General features: G+C 63.7%; 20 protein-coding genes. 8 read left to right on the top strand and 12 right to left on the bottom strand.

Going from position 1 to position 23,303, the window contains the following annotated elements:
* Positions 1 to 4: 4 nt before the first annotated feature.
* The 6 genes from FOY91_RS01130 (at position 5) to FOY91_RS01155 (ending at position 7,531) form a co-directional block, all read left to right on the top strand.
* Positions 5 to 379, top strand: a complete 375-nt coding sequence (locus FOY91_RS01130; RefSeq protein ID WP_145147241.1) for a DUF305 domain-containing protein — start codon at positions 5 to 7, stop codon at positions 377 to 379.
* A 59-nt stretch (positions 380 to 438) separates the two neighbouring features.
* Positions 439 to 885 (top strand): DUF411 domain-containing protein, encoded by a 447-nt coding sequence (locus FOY91_RS01135; RefSeq protein WP_238995158.1) that lies wholly within the window; start codon positions 439 to 441, stop codon positions 883 to 885.
* Between the two features lie 490 nt (positions 886 to 1,375).
* Positions 1,376 to 2,605, top strand: coding sequence for a TolC family protein (locus FOY91_RS01140; RefSeq protein ID WP_145147243.1), 1,230 nt, complete (start codon positions 1,376 to 1,378; stop codon positions 2,603 to 2,605).
* Positions 2,602 to 4,071, top strand: a complete 1,470-nt coding sequence (locus FOY91_RS01145) for an efflux RND transporter periplasmic adaptor subunit (protein WP_145147245.1) — start codon at positions 2,602 to 2,604, stop codon at positions 4,069 to 4,071. Before FOY91_RS01140 ends, FOY91_RS01145 begins: the two co-directional genes overlap by 4 nt.
* Entirely contained in the window at positions 4,068 to 7,208 is a 3,141-nt protein-coding gene (locus FOY91_RS01150) for an efflux RND transporter permease subunit (RefSeq protein WP_145147247.1), read from the top strand. The genes FOY91_RS01145 and FOY91_RS01150 overlap by 4 nt, the downstream gene beginning before the upstream one ends.
* Complete coding sequence (locus FOY91_RS01155) at positions 7,205 to 7,531, top strand: copper-binding protein (RefSeq protein ID WP_145147248.1); 327 nt, start codon at positions 7,205 to 7,207, stop codon at positions 7,529 to 7,531. The genes FOY91_RS01150 and FOY91_RS01155 overlap by 4 nt, the downstream gene beginning before the upstream one ends.
* 238 nt (positions 7,532 to 7,769) lie before the next feature.
* Here the strand turns inward: FOY91_RS01155 and FOY91_RS01160 are convergent, their stop codons facing one another.
* From FOY91_RS01160 to FOY91_RS01175, 4 genes are all read right to left on the bottom strand, one after another.
* A complete protein-coding gene (locus FOY91_RS01160; protein WP_145147321.1) occupies positions 7,770 to 9,719 on the bottom strand; it encodes a cytochrome c/FTR1 family iron permease in 1,950 nt (649 codons plus the stop codon).
* Positions 9,720 to 9,869: 150 nt separating this feature from the next.
* Complete coding sequence (locus FOY91_RS01165; RefSeq protein WP_238995159.1) at positions 9,870 to 11,030, bottom strand: retropepsin-like aspartic protease; 1,161 nt, start codon at positions 11,028 to 11,030, stop codon at positions 9,870 to 9,872.
* A 177-nt stretch (positions 11,031 to 11,207) separates the two neighbouring features.
* On the bottom strand, positions 11,208 to 11,981 hold the full coding sequence (locus tag FOY91_RS01170) for a transporter (protein ID WP_162527094.1): 774 nt from the start codon (positions 11,979 to 11,981) through the stop codon (positions 11,208 to 11,210).
* Positions 11,982 to 12,048: 67 nt separating this feature from the next.
* Entirely contained in the window at positions 12,049 to 12,447 is a 399-nt protein-coding gene (locus tag FOY91_RS01175; protein WP_145147252.1) for a MerR family transcriptional regulator, read from the bottom strand.
* 129 nt (positions 12,448 to 12,576) lie between these two features.
* Here FOY91_RS01175 and FOY91_RS01180 point away from each other — a divergent pair, with 129 nt between their 5' ends.
* Entirely contained in the window at positions 12,577 to 13,842 is a 1,266-nt protein-coding gene (locus tag FOY91_RS01180) for a sodium:proton exchanger (protein ID WP_238995160.1), read from the top strand.
* A 62-nt stretch (positions 13,843 to 13,904) separates the two neighbouring features.
* Positions 13,905 to 16,061, top strand: coding sequence for an NAD(+) synthase (locus tag FOY91_RS01185; protein ID WP_145147254.1), 2,157 nt, complete (start codon positions 13,905 to 13,907; stop codon positions 16,059 to 16,061).
* A gap of 132 nt (positions 16,062 to 16,193) precedes the next feature.
* On the opposite strand, the gene arsH is transcribed toward FOY91_RS01185, so the two are convergent.
* Genes arsH through FOY91_RS01225 form a run of 8 tightly spaced genes read right to left on the bottom strand, consistent with a single transcriptional unit; the run spans position 16,194 to position 23,303 of the window.
* Complete coding sequence (arsH, locus tag FOY91_RS01190) at positions 16,194 to 16,937, bottom strand: arsenical resistance protein ArsH (protein WP_145147256.1); 744 nt, start codon at positions 16,935 to 16,937, stop codon at positions 16,194 to 16,196.
* Complete coding sequence (arsN2, locus tag FOY91_RS01195; protein ID WP_338062054.1) at positions 16,937 to 17,371, bottom strand: arsenic resistance N-acetyltransferase ArsN2; 435 nt, start codon at positions 17,369 to 17,371, stop codon at positions 16,937 to 16,939. The genes arsH and arsN2 overlap by 1 nt, the downstream gene beginning before the upstream one ends.
* Positions 17,368 to 17,691, bottom strand: coding sequence for a YnfA family protein (locus tag FOY91_RS01200; RefSeq protein WP_145147258.1), 324 nt, complete (start codon positions 17,689 to 17,691; stop codon positions 17,368 to 17,370). Before FOY91_RS01200 ends, arsN2 begins: the two co-directional genes overlap by 4 nt.
* On the bottom strand, positions 17,688 to 18,974 hold the full coding sequence (locus FOY91_RS01205; protein ID WP_145147260.1) for an arsenic transporter: 1,287 nt from the start codon (positions 18,972 to 18,974) through the stop codon (positions 17,688 to 17,690). Before FOY91_RS01205 ends, FOY91_RS01200 begins: the two co-directional genes overlap by 4 nt.
* Complete coding sequence (gene arsC / locus FOY91_RS01210) at positions 18,974 to 19,402, bottom strand: arsenate reductase (glutaredoxin) (protein WP_145147263.1); 429 nt, start codon at positions 19,400 to 19,402, stop codon at positions 18,974 to 18,976. Before arsC ends, FOY91_RS01205 begins: the two co-directional genes overlap by 1 nt.
* Before the next feature lie 11 nt (positions 19,403 to 19,413).
* Complete coding sequence (locus FOY91_RS01215; protein WP_145147265.1) at positions 19,414 to 19,746, bottom strand: ArsR/SmtB family transcription factor; 333 nt, start codon at positions 19,744 to 19,746, stop codon at positions 19,414 to 19,416.
* Positions 19,747 to 19,805: 59 nt separating this feature from the next.
* Positions 19,806 to 20,156, bottom strand: coding sequence for a DUF3147 family protein (locus FOY91_RS01220; protein WP_145147267.1), 351 nt, complete (start codon positions 20,154 to 20,156; stop codon positions 19,806 to 19,808).
* A gap of 9 nt (positions 20,157 to 20,165) precedes the next feature.
* Positions 20,166 to 23,303, bottom strand: coding sequence for an efflux RND transporter permease subunit (locus FOY91_RS01225; RefSeq protein WP_145147269.1), 3,138 nt, complete (start codon positions 23,301 to 23,303; stop codon positions 20,166 to 20,168).

Consider the following 23,303-nt stretch of genomic DNA (forward strand, 5'->3'; position numbering starts at 1 on the left):
CACGATGAAGAAGATGACTGTTTTGGCCCTCGCGGCCGCACTCGGCGCCGCCCCGGCCATCGCCCAGATGCAGAGCATGGATCATTCTGGCATGAACCACGGTCAGATGATGCAGCCGACGCCGGCGAACCCCTATCCGCCCTCTGAAATGCAGATGCATCAGAAGATGATGTCGGCCATGGGTGCCGATGCGACCGAGACTTGGGTCCGCAAAATGGTCGAGCATCATCGCGGTGGCATTGCCATGTCGCAGATTGTGTTGCGCGAAACCAAGGACGCAAAGGTTCGCATGATGGCGACCAAGACGATCGCCGAGCAGAACAAGGAAGTCGGCGAGCTGAACACCTGGCTGCGGGCGCACGGCAAGGCTGCACAGTGATCGGCCACCGCCCCACCGCAGGGGATAACCTGCGGTGGGGCGACCATCTAGGAACAGACATGACCCGCATTCGCCTTCTCGCCGCTGTTGCAGCGTTCGTCATGCCGGTCGCAGCCGTGGCTGCCGGGCCGGTGCTGATGCACCGCGATCCGGGCTGCCCATGTTGCGAGAAGTGGGCGCAGCAGGTGAAGGCTCAGTTCGGTCGCGCGGTCCGCGTCGTCGACGACGCGAACCGGCCTACGTTCATGAAGGCCCGGGGCGTGCCTGCGGACTTGGCCTCGTGCCACACGGCCATCATCGACGGCATGACTTTCGAGGGTCATGTGCCGATCGCCGACATGAAGCGGGCTCTGGCAACGCACCCGAAGGGTGTGACGGGGCTCGCGGTTGCCGGGATGCCGATGGGCTCGCCGGGCATGGAGATGCCGGGCATGACGGCCCAGCCCTACAACGTCGTCGCGTTCGGACCCGGTGGGCAGCGAGTATTCGCTCACCACGGCGGATAGTCGTTGACACCCGCACCCCCACGCCCGACCGTATCGGTGTGAAAGGTCATCTTTCCCTCCTTCTCCTCTTGGGAGCGTTGCTTGGCCTGTTCGGTCAGCAGGCTGCCTATGCCGTGGGACCAGCGCTCGCGCCGACGATGGAAGCGAGCCATGTTATGCCGTCCGACATGGACTGCGCCGGCATGGAGGGAATGCCCAAGGCCGTGCACGAGCAGCCCTGCAAAGGGCTTACGCTCGCATGCATCGCTCAAATGGGATGCATGATTCCCATGACCATCCAGGACCGTCTTCCTTTGACGGCACCACGCGTTCCCCTGCCTCCCGTCGCCTACCGCGCCGTGGATGCACCCTTGGCCGGCCGCGACCTAATGCCGGAACTACAACCGCCCACCGTCTGAGCTGACCCGATCGCGGTCTTGCATCTGCGTCCTCACAAAAGGGCGTGGGCGAGAGCGCGTGATCGTATCACTCCCTCCAGACGGACTTAGCCATGCGCGCATCCCTGATGCTGGCCGTGGCGGCGCTTTCAACGAGTGCCGCGCACGCAGAATCCCTCACTTATGACCAAGCGATACGCGGGGCGGTTGCAAATGCCCCCGGAGCAGCCGCAGGGCGCGCGGGGGTCACGGCTGCCCAAGCCGAGGCCAGCGCGGCCGGAAGCCTTCCCGATCCCCGATTATCGATCGGGATCGACAACTATCCAATTTCGGGGCCTCCAGCCTTCTCGCTGTCGCGTGACAACATGACGATGGGGCGGGTCGGCTTTCAGCAGGACTTGCCCAACCTGGCCAAGCGCCACGCCGCGCAGGCGCAAGCCCAGGCGGCAATCGTGACCGCCCAAGCGTCCCAGGAGATCAAGCTCCGGCAGATCCGGTTAGGTGCGGGACAAGCGTGGATCGACCTTGCCTATGCCGGTCGACGGTTGGCAGCGATCGATGCGATCATCAGGTCGCTGCGCGCACTCCCGCCTGCCGCGCGAACGGCCGTTTCGTCCGGCACGGCGCGTCCGGCCCAAAGCTTAGGGATCGACCAGGCCATTGCCGGTCTGGAGGATCGGCGCGACGAGCTGGTAGCTGGAGTTGCGCGTGCCCGCGCGATGTTGGCTCGCTGGACGGGCGTACAGGCTCCCGAAATCGCAGGAGACGTGCCGGCGATCGACCTAGCGCCTGCGCGCCTGCGGGCAGCGCTTGAGCAGCATCCCGATATGATTTCCGCTGACGCGGGCATTCGCCGGGCCGAGGCTGACGTTGGCGCGGCACGTGCGGAGAAGCGCCCGGATTGGGGCGTAGAGGTAGCGTATCAGCGCCGCGATCCTCGCTATGGCGACATGATGTCGGCCGGTGTCACGATGAGCCTGCCGCTGTTCGCGCGGTTGCGGCAAGATCCTCGCATCGCGGCGCGGCAATCGGCTGAGGCACAGGCCGAGGCAATGCGCGAGGAGACGCGACGCTCTTTGGCGGCCGACCTCGAGACCGCTTTGGCTGACCATCAGATGCACCATAGTCAATGGCAACGAGCACAGCGCGTGCTTCTTCCGCTTGCTCGCGAGCGAGCCGAACTGGAGACGGCCAGCTACTCAGCCGGTCGGGCGAGCCTGACAGACGTCATCGATGCCAAGGCTGCGTTCGCGGACGCCGAACTGACGGCGCTCGATCGAGAGGCGCAGGTCGCATCCGATGCAGTCCGGCTCACCATTACCTTTGGGAGCGACGACCGATGAGCGGCACGAACATGACCCGCGCCCGCCTCGCAACTGCTGCGGGTGCGCTTGCCCTTGTGGCGGGCGGCATCGGTTTCGGCATCGCGCGGCTCGGGAACACGGCCAGCTCGCCAGCGCAACAGGCCCAGACCGACCAGCGCAAGATCCTCTACTGGTATGACCCGATGATCCCGGCCGAGCATCATGACGGCCCAGGTCTCTCGTCCATGGGGATGAAGACGATCCCCCGATATGCCGATGATGGCGGCGTCACGAATGCCACGCCGGGGGTCACTATCGACGCTGGCAGCATCCAGCGCCTCGGAGCGCGGATCGTGTCGGCCGAGCGAGGGACGCTCAGCAATGCGGTGACTGTGACGGGCAGCATCGAGTTCGACGAGCGCACCCTTGCCGTCGTCCAAGTGCGTAGCGCCGGCTTCGTCCAACGTGTTTATGCACGCGCGCCCGGAGACGTGGTGTCCGCTGGAGCACCGCTGGCCGACCTTCTGGTCCCGGAATGGGCAGGCGCGCAAGCCGAGTACGATGCCGTCCGGCGCACCGGCGATGCTGCGCTGGCACGGGCCGCACGCCAACGCATGACTCTTCTCGGCATGACCGGCTCGACCGGCGGGCGCACGACAATCCGCGCACCGATCGGCGGAGTCATAAAGACGCTCAGCGTGCGGCAAGGGATGACCCTGGCACAGGGGCAGACCCTCGCCGAGGTGAATGGGCTCGGCACTGTCTGGCTGAACGCGGCCGTCCCCGAGGCGGGCGCCGGCACGCTGCGCGTCGGCACTCCCGTAAGCGCCACGCTTCCGGCTTTCCCGGGGGAAACCTTCGCAGGCCGGATCGCTGCCATTCTCCCTCAGGCGCAGGCGGAGACCCGCACGCTGACCATGCGGATCGAACTGGCCAACAGAGGCGGCAGGCTTCGGCCGGGCATGTTCGCCAGCGTCGCACTGGGGCAGGATTCGCGCGACAGGCTGCTCGTGCCCAGCGAGGCCGTGATCCGCACCGGGCGCCGCACGCTCGTCATGCTCGCTGGCCCCGGTGGGCGGTTCCGACCCGCTGAGGTGCGAACCGGCACCGAAGGTGGCGGAAAGACCGAAATCCTTGCGGGGCTCGCCGAGGGCGAAAAGGTCGTGGCATCCGGTCAGTTCCTGATCGATTCCGAGGCCAGCCTTGCAGGCCTCAATGCGCGGCCGATCGACGGTGACGCGAAGCCGCAGCCGAAACAGCCGTCGGCTGCGACGGCCCAAGTCTATGAGACAGTCGGGCGTGTGGAGACGTTGGACGCGAGTTCGATCACGCTGTCGCATCAGCCAGTGCCGGCGATCGGGTGGCCGGCAATGACGATGAGCTTCCGCGTTGCCAATCCAGCCATGCTGCGCGGCTACAAGAAGGGAGATCGTGTCCGGTTCGGCTTCGACCAGCCCCCCGAAGGCCCAACCCTGCGCCGTATCATGCAGGAGCGCAGCCGGTGATCGCCACGATCATCCGCTGGTCCGTCGCCAACCGCTTTCTTGTTGTGCTGGCAGCGCTCGCACTCGCCATCGCCGGCGTGTTCGCGCTGCGGGCCACGCCCGTTGATGCCTTGCCCGATCTATCGGACACCCAGGTCATCATCCGGACGAGCTGGCCGGGTCAGGCACCGCAGATCGTCGAGAACCAGGTCACCTATCCGCTGACGACCACCATGCTGTCCGTGCCGGGCGCCAGAACCGTGCGCGGTTATTCCTTCTTCGGCGACAGCTACGTCTATGTCATCTTCGACGAGGGCACCGACCTGTACTGGGCGCGCTCCCGCGTGCTCGAATATCTCAGCCAGATCCAAGGCCGACTGCCACAAGGGGCACAAGCAGCGCTCGGACCGGACGCCACCGGGGTAGGCTGGATCTACGAATATGCGCTGGTGGACCGCAGCGGCCGCCACGACCTGTCGCAGCTTCGATCACTGCAGGACTGGTTCCTGCGCTACGAGTTGAAGACCCTCCCCGGTGTCGCTGAAGTCGCCAGCATCGGGGGCATGGTGAAGCAGTACCAGGTCCTGCTCGACCCGACCCGGCTTGCTGCGCTCGGCGTCACCCACGCCCAGACCGTAGAAGCCATTCGCCGTGCCAATCAGGAGGCGGGCGGTTCGGTGCTGGAGATGGGCGGGGCGGAGTATATGGTCCGCGCGTCGGGCTATCTCCGCACCGTCGACGATTTCCGTGCGATCCCGCTTAGGGTCGCCGGGGCCGGTGTCCCGGTGACGTTGGGCGACGTCGCGACCATCCAGGTCGGCCCGGAAATGCGACGGGGCATCGCGGATCTCAATGGCGAGGGAGAGGTATCGGGCGGTGTCGTCATCTTGCGCCAAGGTAAGAACGCACGGGAGACGATCGAGGCGGTGAGAACCAAGCTGGTCGAGTTGAGGCGAAGCCTTCCTCCAGGCGTGCAGGTCGTCACCACCTACGACAGGTCGCAATTGATCGATCGCGCGGTGGAGAACCTGTCGAGCAAGCTCCTCGAGGAGTTCGTCGTGGTGGCGATCGTGTGCGGACTGTTCCTCTGGCACGTCCGGTCGGCCCTGGTCGCGATCGTGACCCTACCGCTCGGCGTGCTGGCAGCCTTACTCGTCATGCGCGTCCAGGGTGTGAACGCCAACATCATGTCCTTGGGCGGCATCGCCATTGCGATCGGCGCGATGGTGGATGCGGCCATCGTCATGATCGAGAATGCGCATAAGCGGATCGAGCATTGGGAGGATGAGAACCCAAGCCGAGCGCTCGCCGGCGAGGAGCGGTGGCAGGTCATCACCGAAGCTGCCGCCGAAGTCGGTCCGGCGCTGTTCTTCAGCCTCGTTATCATCACGCTCTCGTTCGTGCCTGTCTTCACGCTTGAAGCTCAGGAAGGGCGGCTTTTCGCCCCGCTTGCTTTCACCAAGAGCTACGCGATGGCCGCAGCCGCCATTCTGTCGATCACGCTTGTCCCGGTGTTGATGGGCTGGCTGATCCGGGGGCGCATCCCTGCCGAGCAGGATAACGTCATTAATCGTGGCCTGACCCGCCTTTACCGCCCTGCCTTGGACCGGGTGATGGCGCGCCCTTGGGCGACGATCGCTATCGCCGTTGTGGTGCTGGCAACGACGGCTTGGCCGCTCGCCCGGCTAGGAGGCGAGTTCATCCCCTCGATGGATGAGGGCGACCTGCTTTACATGCCATCGGCGTTGCCGGGCCTCTCGGCCGCCAGCGCCTCCGATCTGCTGCAACGAACCGATCGGCTCATCAAAACGGTGCCCGAGGTCGCAACCGTGTTCGGGAAAGCCGGGCGCGCCGAAACCGCAACCGACCCTGCCCCGCTGGAAATGTTCGAGACGACGATCCAGTTCAAGCCACGCGACCAGTGGCGAGCGGGGATGACGCCGGCAAAGCTGGTCGAGGAGCTGGACAGGACGGTCCGCGTGCCCGGGCTCACCAATGTCTGGGTGCCACCCATCCGCAATCGCATCGACATGCTGGCGACGGGCATCAAGAGCCCGATCGGCGTGAAGGTTTCGGGCGCCAATCTCGCTGAACTGGACCGAATAGCGGCGAACGTCGAGCGGATCGCCAAGACCGTCCCAGGCGTCAGTTCCGCCTTGGCCGAGCGGTTGACCGGCGGACGCTATGTCGACGTGGACATCGATCGGGCGAGCGCTGCCCGGTACGGCCTCAACATTGCCGACGTTCAGGAGATCGTCGCAGGCGCGATTGGGGGCGAGACGATCGGGGAAACGGTCGAGGGCTTGGCTCGCTATCCCATCAGCGTACGCTACCCGCGCGAGTTGCGAGACAGCCTGGAGGGGCTGCGCACGCTGCCAATCGTGACCGCCACGGGTCAGCAGATCACGCTCGGCACGGTCGCCACAGTGTCGGTCGCCGAGGGGCCGCCAATGCTCAAGACCGAGAACGGGCGACCATCGACATGGGTCTATGTCGACGTCCGCGACCGTGACCTGGCTTCGACCGTTGCCGACCTGCAGCGCGCTGTTGCGAAAGGGGTGCGACTCAGCCCCGGCGTATCGATCGCCTATTCGGGGCAGTTCGAGTATCTGCAGCGTGCCGAAAGCCGGCTGATGCTCGTCATTCCGGCGACGCTCGCGATCATCTTCCTGCTGCTCTACCTGACGTTCGGCCGGCTCGACGAGGCGGCGTTGGTCATGGGGACTCTGCTCTTCGCTCTGGTCGGAGGCATCTGGATCCTCTGGCTGCTCGGCTATGCGCAGTCGGTCGCGACGGGGGTCGGGTTCATCGCCTTGGCGGGTGTCTCTGCGGAGTTCGGCGTCGTGATGCTGATCTATTTGAAACACGCCCTCGCCGCTCGCGGTCCTTCGCCTACGAAAGAGGAAGTCGTCGAAGCAATCCGCGAAGGCGCTCTGCTGCGGGTTCGGCCCAAGGCGATGACCGTTGCCGTCATCATCGCCGGCCTGCTCCCCGTCCTGGTCGGGCACGGTGCCGGTTCCGAGGTCATGAGCCGCATCGCGGCACCCATGATCGGCGGAATGCTGACGGCTCCCCTCCTATCCCTGTTCCTCTTGCCCGCCGCCTACATGCTGTTGCGGCAGCGAGGTCTCACCAGTTCCAAAAGGAGTGCATCATGAAAGCCTCGTCTATGCTTCGGGCAGGTCTTGTCCTGCTTCTCACCCCCCTCACCGCCAACGCTGTGGCCGCCCCAGCATCGCCGGCCGCGTCGGCCGCAAAGGTCGGCAAAGGTACGGGTACGATCACGGCTCTCGACCCGCGGGCGGGAACCGTCACGATCAAGCACGGTCCCATACCGGCGATCGGTTGGCCGGCGATGACCATGGCCTTCCGCGCCTCGCCTCCCGCTTTGCTCAAGAACCTTCGGGCGGGGCAGCGGGTCGCCTTCACGGCAAAGGCACAAGGCATGAACGCTCAAGTCACGGCGATCAGACCGCAATGAGGTAGGATGATAGCTGGTTTTCGACGGTCGCTGCCGGCGACCGTCGAAACTAGTGCTGCTTTGCGAGCACCGGGACGACCATCATCACGTTTTCGGTCAACAAGACGAAGCCCGGAGGTACATAGCTATCCCCGCCCGTGCAGGCGCACTTAAGCGCGCGTTTGTGGACGGAAATCACCTCTATTCAGGAGATCCGACGTGGCTTTTACCGGCAACGGAACGACAAGGCAGATCATTCTCATTCCGCCGGCGCAACGCTCAAATTCGGCGCGGCTTTACGGCGGTTAAGGGAAAATCCGGCCAGGATTGCCAGCACCATGAGAAGCTGGGCCAAGATGGATTGCCAAGTAGGGAAGATCCCAAGGATGGATACCCGAGGCGCATCCGCAAGCGGAGCGATGTCGATGATCCCTGCCTCCTGTAGCGCCGCAACGCCTTTTCCAGCGAGCACCACCGTAAGCCCCGCCATCAGCCACGAACTGTAAGAGAAGACCTTGGCAATCGGAAGCTGGCGGCTGTAGCGGAGCATGGCCCATGCGATCACGGCGAGCAACGCGACCGCTGATCCCGCGCCGGCGAGAAGCGCACCGCCATTCCCCTGCGTCCATAGTGCGGCGTAGAACAGGATCGTTTCGAACACCTCGCGATACACCACCACGAAGGCCAGTCCGAACAGGAACCAGGCCGAGCGACCCGACAACGCGCGCGTCATCTTCTCTCGAATATAGCGCTGCCACTGATCAGCTTGCGCCTTGCCGTGCATCCATATTCCGACCGATAGCAGGACCACGGCAGCGAACAGGGAACCGAACCCTTCGGTCAGCTCTCGGCTCGCACCGCTGATCCCGATCGCATAGGTGGCGACCACCCAGGTTAGCAGGCCAGCGACAAGCGCTCCGACCCAGCCACCATGGACATAGGGCAAGACTTCCGAGCGCTCCGCTTTGCGGAGGAAGGCGATCATGGCAACAACGATGAGCAGGGCTTCCAAGCCCTCGCGCAACAGGATCGTAAACGCGCCCAGGAAGGTCGATGCATCGCTGGAGGCGCTAGGGGCCAGCGCCGCTTCGGCATCGTCGAACAGATTATTCAGGACGAGCACCCGGTTCGCCAGATCGTCGGGCTCCGCACCCTGATCGACGGCAGCGCGGTATTCGCCCATCGCACCCTCAATCCGGGCGAGCAGCGTTGCATCGCGTGCGCCCAGCGTGGGTTCGATCGGCTCAAAGCCATCCAAATAGGCGGACAGCGCTGCTTCCTTCGCTGCGCGACGATTGCCCTTGCGTGCGGCATCAAGGCTCGTCGCCAGCTTCTGCCGGACAATCGAGAGCGACGCAGGGGCCTGTTCGATCACAGCGTCGGGATGACGGCGTAGATAAGCCATGACCGCCAGTGCCCGCTTCTCGCCGATACGGTCGGCGAGCGCGGAAGGGGTGAGCGCCACGAGTGTCTGGAGGTCCGGCACCTGCTGCCGGAGCGACGGATCGGCCTTCCAAAATCGCTCCCCTTCCCGCGCCTGTTCGTCGGTCAGTGCGAAGCTGCCGGCACGGAACGCCAGTGCCCAGCGATCCTCGTTCGGAAGCTCGGCGAAGCTCTGCATCGCCGTCCCGTCGATGCCTTGGGTTATGACTTGGTAGAGTGCAAATACGCTGCGCTGGCGGGCGCGCTCGACATCCGTGAACGCGATGGGAGGCGTTGTAAGCTTGGCCGCGTCGGGGCCATGTCCGTTGCCGGTCATGCCGTGACAGGCTGCGCAGGTGGAGCCAAACAGCGTCACTCCGCGAGTAAAGCTCGGTGGTGCTGCCGGGGCGAGCGGCACCGGGTAGGCTTTCAGTAGATCGGCCGCGAGCCCATGGGCGAGCGTCGCGACTTCCTGCGATGTTCCCTTGCGCCCGATCACGCTCTGGAGGCGCGCCACACCCGCGATCAGCGCCGCCCGCTCTGGCTTTGGCGGCAGCGCCGCAAGCCGCTGCGACACGGAGCCGGCAAACTCCGTCATCTCGGAATATTCGGCTGCGCTCTTTATCCGGCCGCCCTCGACTGCGCCGTCGTAATCGACCGCTACATAGTCGAGCAGTCGCCACGCGGTTTGGACGTCGTTCGGGTCTGCCTTGGGCGCGGCATGCAGCGCCGTCAGCGGCATGAGCAAGCCAAGCAGGATCACAAGCCCGACGGCAATCAGCCGCATGGAGGCGGCTCGGATCACGCGACCGGAAGGTGCGGTATCGATGTCCAAATGAAGGTTGAGCGGCGACATGCCAGGCCCTTACAACCTCTAGCCGCTGTAGGAGCAAGCGATTTGAGACCCGCTCGCAATAACATGCTCAGCGCACACGCTTCAGTAGTAGTCGGCAAGTTTGAGCGTTCGTGTCGTACCATCGGTGAGTTTCAACGCGACCTTCTCTCCGGCAGGCCCGTATCGCCACTGCCACAGCGAGCCACGTGTGTAAGACGTGTCGATCGGAAAGCCCTTCACGGCCGCGATCCGGTCGCCGGCCGCCCACCCCGATCGCGCTGCGGGACCCCCAGCGGCCACATGAACGACAGTCAATTCCGTTGGTGACGCGGCAAGTCCAAGGCCGCTTCTATCCTTCAGCATCGGCAAACGGGCTTTCGCGGGGATAGGCCGCAACCACAATCGCCCCTGAGAAATGTCGAGCACGATATCGAATTGCCCCAACAGCGGCATGCCGATGTTTCCCACGGTGCTTTCGGATGTCCAGCGATCATGGGCAATCGCCGGCACGGAGGCTACCTGGAGCGTGCCCAGATTGACCTTATCGGCGGTGAAGGTCTTGACGATGTGCACCCCCTCGACGCCGCCAAGAGCGGCTGTCGAGTTGGCCTTTCCGGCCAGGAGGGATTGGGCCTCAACATACGCCCCAGACAACATCAAGGCTGACGAGCTGCCAAAGTCGAGCATCAACGGAACCGGGTCCAGACCAGCAACCGACGCGAACACGAACAGCTCTTTTCTGGTGCCGTGACCGAGCACCAAAGGCGTCCAATCAGGGCTGGGAGCGAAGCTGCCCGATTTCTCAAAAGCGAAACGTCTGGTTGCGAAGTCCAGGGCAACGCAGCCGCCGGCAAGGACGTCGGCTCCGAGCATCATATCGATCGGTCGACCGAAAGCGGCCGAGATCGCCCCGAGATCGGCCACGATTGCGAACGGCAGGACACGCGCCTGGCCGGCGAGCACCACCTCGACGTTGCGAACCAGGCCAACTTCGGCCTTGCCACCCAGACCGTTGATCCTTCGCGGTTCCATTTTGGTCATGCCGAGCCTGGCGGCTAGCGGTTTGCTGATCATCGTTGCGCCGCTGCCGCTGTCCAGGACCGCCTCGATCACGGCGCCGGACACGGTTGCCGTCGCGATCAGGGTGTCGCCTGTTCCGATATTCAGGGTGCGCCAAATCGGCTTCGCAGCGAAGCCTCGCCAAGGCTGCTGGCGGTTGGCCGGCTGCCCCCACGATCGAAACGGCATCAATGTCGCGATCACTCCGCTACCCATGCGAGCCAGTGCAGTCCGCCGACCAACCAGCCCGCTTGGTGCCGTTTCGACGCTGCGTTTCACCACAATTCAATCGATTCCTACTTCTCGTAGCGCGTTCAGTCTCACTTACATGCTACAGTCACTGGAGGAGCAAGCCTCGATGTGAGAGAGGTGCGAGGTCACCTAAAACCGCTTCGAGAAGCCAGCGGCGAGAAATGGATGTGGCGTCGTTGAACCGGCAACGCCGGTTCCGACGCTGAGATCTAGCTGGATGTCGTGGCCGATGATGTAAGCCACGCCTGCATCGATGATGACCGACGCTCTGCCACCCTTCTCCTCCGGAGCCTGGATGCCGGTATCCACGAAGAAGTTCAGCGTCTTACTGGGATTGAAGTTCAACGTGGCAGCCGCAAGCCCTGCCGTATAGGTGCGGTTGGAGTCGTCCTGGAAGACACCAACGCCGATGTTGGGGTTCAGCGACCAGTTGTCGGCAAACGCCCAGTCGGCTGCCATCCTGAAATCTCCCGTCGTCTTGCTGTTCCGGAACTCTCCAGAGCCAGACGGTGGAAAGATTCGAGCAATTGCGCCGAGCGAGACCTGCCTCGAGCCTTCCGGAGCATCAACGAAGTTGTACTTGAGCCCAATCGACGTGGGAGCGAAGCCATCCGAATGTGATGTATCGGTGGGGTCCTTCTGCCTCATCCATGAATAGGTGTTTCCCTCAATCCGCACTTCGACCTTATCGGCAAAGCCGAGGCGGAGCAGAGTCGGAAAGAAGATTGTCCGCTCGTGTTCATCGCCATCATGACGAAACTCGGCCTGGATTGCGGTCTCCAGTTGGAAGCGATTCTTTCCAACGGTTGTGCTGCCGTCCGCAATGCCAGGCCGATCGGCGTTGATGTAGTCATCGGACGGATCCGCCATAGCGGGCGTTGCCATCCCGATTGTCGCCACCATCAGGAGGGCTGTTGAGGCGCAGAGGCTCCGTAGTGGCATCACGTGATTTTCCGTTCTCGGTTCAGGGTTAGGCGGTTGGTCCAGCGATAGCCTGGATAACCCGACACTCGGCCATCGTTTTGGCGGAACATCCGGCTGCGCTCATTGCAGCCAGTTCATCGCGCAGCGCGCCTAGCTGGCGAAGGCGCTCCTCGACGTCGGCGAGATGACGTGATGCGATCTCAGTGGCTTCCCCACAGTCGCGGTCTGGCTGATCGGCGAGTGCGAGCAAGGAGCGGATCTCGTCGATAGAAAAACCGAGACGCCTACCGTTTCGTATGAAGTTGAGACGATCGGTGTCCGACGCCCCGTAAGTGCGCCGGCCTGAGGTCGTGCGAGCGGGACGGCCGAGTAGGCCGATGCCCTCATAGAAGCGGATCGTCGTGACCTTGGTCGCGGTGGCTTTCGCCAGTTCGCCAATTTGCATTCGAATGCCCGCTTTCTGCTGCCGGGATTACAATGCGCTTGCTTCTACAGCTACTGTAGAATGTAGGGAAGGTTGATGATGCGGCACAGGCGATGCCTGCGGTTGTAAAATTCTGACAATGAGGTGCCCGTGCCAAGCGATCTGATCAGCGCCCAGCGCACGCCGTCCCTGGGCCGTTTCGTGGTGTTGCTAGCAATTGCCGGCGCAGCGATGGTCCCGGCGGTTATTTTGCGGATAGAAGGCTGGCGCCCTGATCCGCTGCTCGACACTGCAGCGTTCGGTGCTGCCATTCTTGCGTCAGGCTTTCTTCTGTCATGGGGGGCGGAAGCCGCTGAAAAGCGCATATCGGCGGGGCTGATCGTAGCGATCATCGCCCTGATCACCGTTCTCCCCCCATATGCCGTGGGCTTCTATTACGCCTACTCGGCAGGTGCGAGTCCGGGCTCCAACTACGTACATTATGCGGCGGCAAACATGACGGGCGCGAACCGACTGCTCGTCGGTCTTGCTTGGCCGCTACTTGTGCTACTTCATTGGTATCGCACGCGGGAACGCGCCATCCAGCTCCTCCCCGCCAATCGCACCGAAATTCTCTTCCTTCTGCTTCCGAGCATCTACGCCTTCTGGATCGTGGCCAAGGGTCGGATCACCCCGATCGATACCGTCGTCCTGATCGCGATGTTCGGGCTGTATATGTGGCAGGCCAGCAGGAAGGAGTCTGGCGAGGAGGAGGACGAAGATGACGAGCCAGGCCCGGCCGCTGCGCTGCTGCTGCTTTCGCCCACGCGTCAGTGGCTTGCGATGGGGGCACTGACGCTCGTTGCCGCCGTAATCATCCTTGCCTCAGCAGAGCCCTTTGCCGAGTCCATGATCGACTCGGGCCGCCTGCTGGGCTTCGATGAGTTCTTGCTGATACAGTGGCTTGCGCCGCTTGCGAGCGAAGCACCTGCCGTCGTGGTTGCAGCATTGTTCGTAATGTCAGCTCGGGCTGAATCCGGGCTCGCAACCATGATGTCCGACAAGATCAATCAGTGGACTCTCCTCGTCGGCATGCTGCCGCTGGCGGTCGGTCTGGGTGCAGGGCATCTCACCAGCTTGCCACTCGATGCACGTCAGCATGAGGAGTTTTTTCTGACGGCAGCTCAATCCCTGTTCGGGATCGGCTTACTGCTCCGCCTTCGGCTTAGTTGGATGGGCGCGGCCGCCCTCGCGATCCTTTTTGTCATTCAGGTGGCACTGGCGATAATCTGGCAAGGTGACGAGCCTCGCATCATCAGCAGTCTGACATGGCTGGGCTGGGGCTATCTGGCGCTGGCGGCGATCCTGATGCTGACGAACATCCAAGCTCTTGCCGCGCTGTTCAGAGGGTTGGGGCGAGCCCGTCCGTATGGCTAAGCCAGCTGCGCCCTGCCCAGCCGCAAATCGCGGTTTCGACCCATTCGTCGCGGAGAAAAGTGATGTTCGATACGAGCCGACATAGGCAGGGAGCTCGTAAAGCAGCCGACTTCCTGTCGATCTACCAACAAGGTTTTGTGAGGGTGGCTGCCTGCCGTCCCACCTGCAGGATTGCCGATCCCGCGTTTAATCTTGAAGCGACGCTGGCGCTCGCTCGGGAGGGAAGCGATGCAGGCGTTGCGTTGATGGTCTTCCCGGAGCTCGGGCTGTCAGGTTACTCGATCGATGACCTCTTCCTGCAGCGGGCGCTGCTCGACGAGGTTGAGCGAGGGCTTCTCGACCTGGTCTCTGCAAGTTGCGATCTTCATCCGGTGCTTCTGGTGGGTGCGCCGCTCCGTCGTGAGGGGCGGCTCTACAATTGTGCTGTCGCCGTGCACCGGGGCCGGATCCTTGGCGTGGTACCAAAAGGCCACCTGCCCAACTACCGTGAGTTTTATGAGAAGCGGTGGTTCGCCTCCGGGCGTGACGTGCGTGGCGAAATCTCCGTTGGCGGCGATCCGGTTCCTTTCGGCATGGATTTGCTGTTTCAGGCTGATGACGTCGATGGCCTGATCTTCCACATTGAAATTTGCGAGGACGTTTGGGCTCCTGCGCCCCCAAGCGACTTTGCTGCGCTCGCCGGCGCGCTGATCCTGACGAACCTGTCAGCAAGCAACATCGTAGTGGGCAAGGCGGACACACGGCGGCGACTCTGCGAGCTGCAGTCCGGACGCTGCTGGGCAGCCTACATCTACTCCGCGGCCGGATATGGCGAGTCGACCACTGATCTTGCCTGGGACGGACAGGCCTGCATATACGAACTGGGAGCTCAAATCGCGGAGACACCCCGTTTCAGCGTTGACTCCCAGATGGTCGTTGCGGACATCGACGTCGAGCGGCTGCAACTAGAGCGCATGCGGACCGGCACGTTCAACGAGGCCGCTATTGCAAACGGGATGCCCGACCGGCGTTTCCGTCGCGTGTCCTTCCATCTTGATCCGCCGTTGGGCAATCTCGGGCTGCGACGACATATCGATCGTTTCCCCTTCGTACCCGACGACCCGGCCCGTCTCGACCAGGACTGCTACGAGGCGTTCAACATCCAGGTCAGCGGGCTTGCGAGGAGGCTGGAAGCAACCGGTATAGCCAAGATCTGCATCGGCGTATCCGGTGGGTTGGATTCAACCCATGCCTTGATCGTCGCGGCAAAGGCGTTCGATCTGCTCGGGCGTCCTCGGACCGACATCCTCGGTTTCACGATGCCTGGGTTTGCCACCAGCGCCAGGACAAAGCTCAATGCCCACGCCCTGATGAGCGGACTCGGTGTGACCGCCGAGGAGATCGACATCAAGCCGCTTGCCAACCAGATGCTAGCGGATTTGCAGCACCCGTTCGCGATGGGGCAACCGGTCTACGACACGACGTTCGAGAATGTGCAGGCAGGACTCCGGACGGATCTTCTGTTCAGAGCTGCCAACCAGCGTAACGCCTTGGTGCTCGGCACCGGCAACATGTCGGAGCTTGCACTTGGCTGGTGCACCTACGGTGTGGGCGACCAGATGAGCCACTACAACGTGAATGGCTCGCTTCCGAAGACTCTCATTCAGCACCTCATCCGGTGGACGGCGTCGAACCGGCTGTTCGATACCAATGTCACAGACGTCCTTCTGGACGTTCTCGGGACTACGATCTCGCCCGAGCTCATCCCGCAGGCGAGCGAAGGAGAATCGCAGAGCACCGAAGGCAAGATCGGACCGTATGAGCTCCACGATTTCTGGATCTACTATTTCACCCGGTTCGGGCTACCACCCTCGAAGATCGCCTTTCTGGCACTCCACGCTTGGCAGGACGTCGGTGCGGGAAGCTGGCCGCCGGGGTTTCCCGAGGAGCAAAAGCGCGCCTACGAGTTGGGCGCCATTCGCGCGTGGCTTGAGGTGTTCTTACGCCGCTTTTTCGCTAACCAGTTCAAGCGCTCTGCTCTGCCGAATGGACCCAAGGTCACGACCGGCGGATCGCTGTCGCCGCGTGGCGACTGGCGCATGCCTTCGGATGCACCTGGACAGGTTTGGATCGACGAGCTGCGTCGCAACGTGCCCGAAGGCCTTGACGCTGTGGGAGAGGATCTCGCGACGCAAGCATCCACTCCGGTGGCAACCGAGGCCAAGCCCATTGTCCGATGACGTCCGCACTTCCTAATCGAGGATCAGGGCTGGAGCGCTCCGCAAGGCTGGATAATTGGATACAGAGCGGTGTGCGTCATTCGCTACTGCGAGCGCACCGCTGCTGGGGCCAGGAGATGCGCGATCAGGGCCTCAGGTTCGGGCAATGGCGATGCCCGACAGATCGGCTGCGGCATCGACGGGAACGCCGGCCTGCTTTCGCTCCGAATAGCGGTCCACGAGTTGGACCGCATGGGGGCGCAGGAGGACGGTGAAGCGCACCAGTTCCTCCATAACGTCGACGATGCGGTCATAATAGCTCGACGGCTTCATGCGTCCCGCTTCGTCGAACTCCTTGTAAGCCATTGCGACCGAAGACTGGTTTGGGATCGTGAACATCCGCATCCAGCGACCGAGCAGGCGCAGAGTGTTGACCGCGTTGAACGACTGCGACCCACCCGACACCTGCATGACGGCTAGCGTGCGTCCTTGCGTCGGGCGCATGCCCTTCATCTCGAGCGGCAGATGGTCGATCTGGGCCTTCATGATGCCGGTGATCTGGCCGTGCCGCTCTGGACTGCACCAGACCTGACCCTCCGACCACATCGACAGCTCTCGCAGTTCGTGGACGGCGGGATGATCGTCGCCGGCTACCTGGTCGGGAAGCGGCAGCGTAGATGGATCGAAGATGCGCGTTTCGGCACCAAGCAGGTGCAGCAGGCGAGCGGCTTCCTCGACGGCAAGCCTGGAGAAGGAGCGCTCGCGTAGCGACCCATAGAGTAGCAGGATGCGTGGGGCAGGCTCGGTCGGCCCAAGATCCTCAGCAGGGCGATGGCGGATAAATGCCGGATCGAGCGCAGGCAGAATGTCGGGATCGGTAAGGGTGCGAAGCGGCATCAGAGAGCTTTCACGAGGTAAGTAGCCGAGGCGGGGCAGAGCAAGGTGAACTCGCGCGTGGCGGCAATGGCCGAGGGTGCCGCATGCCGATCGGCAGCCGCATAGCCGAGCGCGCGGAAGAACACGGCCGCGGTCGTGGTCAGCAGATGCAATCGCTCCACGCCCAGTCCGCGCGCTTCTTGTTCCAGCGCCGCGACCAGCGTTCGGCCGATGCCGGCGCCTCGACGATCGGGGACGACGAGAATGGAGCGGAGCAGGCGGTCGGCTCCCTCGCCTTCGAGACCGCCATAACCGACGAGGCTATCCGCATCGAACCGGAAGAAGACGCGGTCAGTCTCCGCGAGATCGGCACTGGGGAGGCTTGCGGTATTGAGGAGCCATGCCAGTCCCGTCAGCTCGTTCGGATCGAGGCGTGTGGCGATCAGCGCCGTCACGCAGCACGCGGCCCGAGCAGGATCACACAGGTTCCAATCAGGCACAGGGCAGCGCCGCCGACATCCCAGCGATCGGGACGGATGCCCTCCACGCTCCACAGCCAAAGCAGGGAGGCACAGATGTAGATGCCGCCATAAGCGGCATAGGCCCGCCCCGCTGCATCACTGTCGACGCGGGTCAGAAGCCAGGCGAACAGGATCAGACACGCAATGCCGGGGACCAACCAGAGGGGCGCCTTGCCCATCCGGAGCCACGCCCAAAACGCGAAGCATCCGGCGATTTCGGCAAGCGCTGCACCGATATAGATCAAGGCTGTCATCCGATGGCGATCCTTGAAGCCAAGGCGCCGAGCGTAACCAGCAGCACCGGAACGGTCAGTGTGACGCCTACGCGAAAGTAATAGCCCCATCCGATCCGCACGCCCTTTTGACCAAGCACGTGGAGCCACAGGAGCGTTGCAAGCGAGCCGATCGGCGTGAGCTTCGGGCCGAGGTCGCAACCGATTACGTTGGCGTAGATCATTGCTTCCTTGACCGCGCCGGTCGCGTGCGCCGCGTCGATCGACAGCGCCCCGACGAGTACGGTCGGCATGTTGTTCATCACCGACGAGAGGACGGCTGCAATGATGCCCGTTCCGAAGGCCGCACCCCACACACCGCCTTGTGCCGTGCGATCGAGCAGCGCGGCGAGGTGATCGGTCAGGCCGGCGTTCCGCAGGCCGTAGACGACGAGGTACATGCCGAGCGAGAAGATCACGACTTGCCATGGCGCGCCTCGCAGCACCTTCCGTGTCTCGATCACATGGCCGCGCCCCGCGATCACCAGCAGTAGGACTGCGCCGGCAGCGGCGACGGCGCTGACGGGCACGCCCAAAGGCTCGAGCAGGAAGAATCCGGCGAGCAGCAGCGCCAGGACGATCCATCCCGCCCGAAACGTCGGCGCGTCGCGGATCGCCTCATACGGGGACCGAAGTGCCCCCACGTCGTACGTCTCCGGGATATCGCGCCGGAAGAACAACAGGAGTGCGCCGAGCGTTGCCGCGATGGACACCAGATCGACAGGCACCATCACAGACGCATATTCGCCGAAGCCGATCTTGAAGAAATCTGCCGACACGATGTTGACGAGATTCGACACGACGAGCGGCAGGCTCGCGGTGTCGGCAATGAAACCAGCGGCCATGACAAATGCTAGCGTTGCCTTGTCCTTGAAGCCCAGCGCTCGCAGCATGGCGATGACGATCGGCGTCAGGATCAGCGCCGCGCCGTCATTGGCGAACAGCGCGGACACCGCCGCGCCGAGCAAAACGATGAGGACAAAGAGCCGGCGGCCATGTCCCCGGCCCCAGCGTGCGACATGGAGCGCTGCCCACTCGAAGAACCCGGCTTCATCGAGCAGCAGGCTGATGACAATGATCGCAACAAACGCAGCGGTCGCATTCCAGACGATGCCCCACACTACCGGCACGTCGGATAGCGTGACGACGCCCGCGAGGAGCGCCACGACAGCCCCACCCATTGCGCTCCATCCGATCCCGAGGCCTTTGGGTTGCCAGATGACGAGCGCGATCGTGGCGACGAAGATCAGGACGGCAAGGAGCATCAGGCGAGGCGCTGGCCCGAGGCATTGACGACTTGCTCTCCGTCTTCCTTGGCGAACGCACCGAGCTGGTCGGCTGGCAGCAGATCGAGAACGGCTTCGGAAGGACGGCATAGCTTCACGCCAAGGGGAGAAACGACCAGCGGCCGGTTGATGAGGATCGGGTGTGCCATCATCGCATCAACCAGCGCATCGTCGGGCAGCGACGTGTCGCCTAGGCCCAGCTCCCCGTAAGGAGTCCCCTTCTCACGCAGCAGGTCGCGCGGAGTGATGCCGGCGCGTTCGATGAGCTGGACCAGCAGCGCGCGCGCTGGCGGAGTCTTCACATATTCGACAACATGCGGCTCGATGCCGGCATTGCGGATCAGGCCAAGGGTGTTGCGCGACGTGCCGCACTCGGGGTTGTGGTAGATAACGATGTCGACCGGCACGAAACGTCCTTTCAGCAGCAGGGGGCGAGTTCGGCGACGAGGGGCGCGCACAGCTCGGCATTGCCGGCGCAACAGTCCTTGACGAGGAACAGGGTGAGCGCGCGCAGCCCGTCCAGGTCAGCGCGGTAGATGATCGAGCGGCTGCGTCGTTCGGATCGCACGAGGCCGGCGCGCGCGAGGATGCCGAGGTGTGCGGACATGGTGTTCTGCGGCACGTCGAGCTGACGGGCGACGTCACCCGCTGCCATGCCGTCCGGTTCGTGTCGCACGAGCAGCCGGAACACATCAAGGCGCGTGCCTTGCGCGAGCGCTCTTAGGGCAGAGATGGCAAACTTGTTTTCCATACATCCAGCTTAGCGGATATGTGGAAAATGACTAGTCTGAACCGGACGGTCCTGCCATCTCAGAGCCGCAGTCCGATACGCGGTGCCAACCAGATCATTGCGCCATATAGCGCGATCGTAAGCAGGCAGCTGACAACGAGTGCTATCCAGAAGGGCGCTCCTCGATTGAGCAGCGCCGGGATCAGCAAGAACATCGGCAGCGACGGCAACACGAACCAGAATGTCGCATGCGCATGAGCAGCCATGCCGACCCGATCATGCGTATCACGCCACAGCCAGATCATGCCGAGCACGGAAACAAGCGGCAGGGAGGCAACCAGCGCGCCGAAGCCGGGGCTCCGTTTCGCGATCTCCGACACGGCCGCGATGATGATGCCCGAGATAAGAGCCTTGATCGCGAGGTACAGCATGTTTTCCTCTCAGGCCGCCGCGGGTTGTGGAACGGCGGCTCGTCGGCTGCCATGGACAATCCGGTAGAGCGCCGGCAGCACGAGCAGCGTCAGCAGTGTCGACGAAATGATGCCTCCGATGACAACGGTGGCGAGCGGGCGCTGGACTTCGGAACCGAGCCCGACGTTAAGCGCCATCGGCACGAAGCCAAGGCTCGCCACCAGCGCCGTCATCAGTACCGGCCGCAAGCGGGTGAGCGCGCCGTGGCGGATTGCCTCGTCAAGCGGCTCACCCTGCTCGCGAAGCTGGCGGATGAAGGTGAGCATGACGAGCCCGTTCAGGACCGCCACGCCCGACAGCGCGATGAAGCCGACGCCGGCCGAGATCGAGAACGGAATGCCCCGCATCAGCAGCGCGGCGACGCCGCCGGTAAGCGCAAGCGGCACGCCCGAGAACACGATGAGCGCGTCCTTGACCGACCGGAGTAGCGCGACGAGCAACCCGAAGATCAGCAGCAGCGCCAGCGGAACGACGACCTTCAACCGGGTGGAAGCGGACTGAAGCTGCTCGAACGTGCCGCCATAGTCGATCCAGTATCCCGCCGGCAGATCGACCTCGGCGGCAATCCTCGCCTGCGTCTCCGCGATGAAAGAGCCGAGATCGCGACCGCGCACGTTGGTGGTGACGACCGCCCGGCGCTTGCCGTCCTCGCGACTGATCTGGTTCGGGCCGGTCGTGCGCTCAATCGTGGCGACTTCAGATAGCGGCACCGACCCTGCGCCGTTCGGCAACGGGATCGGCAGGCGCTGGAGCACGGACGGGTCCTGGCGCAGTCGCTCGGGCAAGCGCACGACGATATCGAAGCGCCGATCGCCGTCGAATATCTGCCCTGCCCGAGTCCCGCCGGTCGCGGCGGCAACCACCGCTTGTACATCGGCGATGTTGAGGCCGAGTCGAGTAAGTGCGAACCGATCAGGCAGAATCTGAATGAGCGGCAGTCCGGTCACCTGTTCAGTCTGCGCGTCCTGCGATCCCTCGATGCCCGAGACGAGGCCCAACACATCGGCGGCCACCCTCGCGAGTTTCTCCAGATCGTCGCCATAGACCCGGATCGCCACGTCCGAGCGGACACCGGCGATCAGTTCGTTGAACCGCATCTGGATGGGCTGGATGAACTCGTAGCGCGAGCCAGGCACTTGTTGCACTGCCGCGTCCAACTCCGCGACGAGTTGCGCCTTCGGCTTGCGCGCGTCGGGCCATTCGCGGCGAGGTTTCATGATGATGAAGGTGTCCGCGACCGACGGTGGCACCGGATCGGTCGCGACGTCAGCGGTGCCTATCTTGGCGAACACCTGCTCGACTTCTGGGAACTGCTTGATCCGCCGCTCCAGCGCCGACTGCATCGCCACTGCCTGGCTGAGGCTCGTACCGGGGATACGAAGCGCGTGGAGAGCGATGTCGCCCTCGTCGAGGTTGGGAATGAACTCCGATCCCAGCCGCGTCGCGGCGATGCCGCTGATCACGACCAATGCGACCGCTCCGGCTACCACAGCCACGCGCATCCGCAGCGCCCATGCAAGCAGCGGGCGGTAGCTCCTCCCCGCCGCCTGCATCACGCGGTTCTCTTTCTCATTCACCCGGCCGGTGACGAAGGTCGCGACCGCGGCGGGAACGAAGGTAAGCGAAAGCAGCGCTGCGGCACAGAGCGCCAGCACGACGGTGAACGCCATCGGGTGAAACGTCTTCCCCTCCACCCCCTCGAGCGCGAAAATCGGCAAATAGACGATGGTAATAATCGCGATGCCGAACAGGCTGGGCCGGATCACTTCCGCGCTCGCCGACGCCGCTAGGTCAAACCGCTCGTCGCGCTCGAGCAGGCGGCCGAGCCGATGTTGCGCCTCACCGAAGCGGCGCAGGCAGTTCTCCACGATGATGACCGCGCCATCGACGATGAGGCCGAAGTCGAGCGCGCCGAGGCTCATTAGATTGCCCGACGTGTCGGACGCCACCATGCCGGTGATCGTCATCAGGAAAGAGAGCGGGATCACGGCCGCGGTGATAAGCGCGGCGCGGATATTGCCGAGCAGCAGGAACAGCACGACGATGACGAGCAACGCGCCCTCGGCCAGGTTCTTCTCGACCGTGCCGACCGTTGCATCGACCAGCTTCGAGCGATCATAGACGGTGTTGACCACCACCCCACCTGGCAGCGAGCGGTTGACCGCCTCCAGGCGTTCGGCGACCGCGAGGCTCACGTTGCGCGGGTTCTCGCCGACCAGCATGTAGATGGTGCCAAGCACCACTTCGCGGCCGTCCTTGGTTGCGGCACCGTTCCGTAGCTCTGACCCAATCTCAACATCGGCCACATCGGCGACGCGAATGGGCGTGTTCTGCCGATAGGCGACGATGATGCCAGACAGATCGCGTTCGTTTGCAGCCTGGCCGGGAACGCGGATTAGATATTGCGAGCCGGATTGCTCGATATAGCCTGCGCCGACATTGGCGTTGTTCTTCTCCAGCGCGGCGACGAGGTTCTGGACACTAAGTCCGAATCCGGAGAGCCGCGCCGGGATGGGCGCCACCACATATTCGCGCCGATAGCCCCCGACCGAGTTGACCTCGGTAACGCCTGGAACGGTGCGGAGCTGGGGGCGCACAACCCAATCGTGAAGCGTGCGCAGGTCCTGCGCCGTGTAACGCTTGCCCGCGTCGTTCACCGCACCAGGGCGAGCCTCGACCGTGTACATGAAGATCTCGCCGAGACCCGTGGCGATCGGTCCCAGCTCCGGCTCGACGTTGGCAGGCAACGTGCCGCGGACGCCTTGCAGCCGCTCATTCACGAGCTGGCGGGCGAAGTAGATATCGGTCCCGTCCTCGAACACGACCGTCACTTGGCTGAGGCCATAGCGCGAGACCGAGCGGGTATATTGCAGCCCCGGCAGGCCCGCGATGGCGGTCTCGACCGGAAAGGTGACCCGCTGTTCGGCTTCGAGCGGGGAGAAGCCGGGCGCTTCCGTGTTGATCTGAACCTGGACATTGGTGATGTCCGGTACGGCGTCGATCTTGAGGCGACCGAACGCCCAGACGCCGAGTGCGGCGAGGAGAAGGACTATCGCGAGAACCGCGAAGCGCTGCCGGATCGACAGCCGTATGATGCGTTCGAGCAT

The sequence above is a fragment of the Alterirhizorhabdus solaris genome, from assembly GCF_007785815.1.
Taxonomy (GTDB): Bacteria; Pseudomonadota; Alphaproteobacteria; order Sphingomonadales; family Sphingomonadaceae; genus Alterirhizorhabdus; species Alterirhizorhabdus solaris.